This is a genomic window from Odoribacter sp. N54.MGS-14 (assembly GCF_000980295.1).
Lineage (GTDB): Bacteria > Bacteroidota > Bacteroidia > Bacteroidales > Marinifilaceae > Odoribacter > Odoribacter splanchnicus.
The window spans coordinates 1-548 of the sequence record NZ_LARL01000176.1 but is presented as its reverse complement, the minus strand read 5'-3'; the positions used below and the strand labels follow the sequence as shown (position 1 = coordinate 548).

The following is a 548-nucleotide window of genomic DNA, read 5'->3' as shown; positions in this document are numbered from 1 at the left end:
TGTATCACACCTTCAAAACTACATACATGTTGACAACCAACCGAATCAATTCTGACCATGCTTTTTGGTCAAGCCCTCACCCTATTAGTAGCAGTCAGCTCCATGTGTTACCACACTTCCACCTCTGCCCTATCTACCTCGTCGTCTTCAAGGGGGTTTACTCCTTTCGGATGGGATATCTCATCTTGAGGGGGGCTTCACGCTTAGATGCCTTCAGCGTTTATCCCTTCCGGGCTTGGCTACCCGGCTATAGACTTGGCAGTCTAACCGGTGCACCAGCGGCCCGTCCATCCCGGTCCTCTCGTACTAAGGACAGCTCCTCTCAGATATCCTACGCCCACGCCGGATAGGGACCGAACTGTCTCACGACGTTCTGAACCCAGCTCGCGTACCGCTTTAATGGGCGAACAGCCCAACCCTTGGGACCTACTACAGCCCCAGGATGCGATGAGCCGACATCGAGGTGCCAAACCACTCCGTCGATGTGAACTCTTGGGAGTGATAAGCCTGTTATCCCCAGGGTAGCTTTTATCCGTTGAGCGATGGCA

Annotated in this window: 1 rRNA gene; it reads right to left on the bottom strand. The window is 53.6% G+C overall.

The features are described 5' to 3' along the window. Positions 1–64: 64 nt before the first annotated feature. A 23S ribosomal RNA gene (locus WS42_RS14960) occupies positions 65–548 on the bottom strand; the annotation flags it as partial.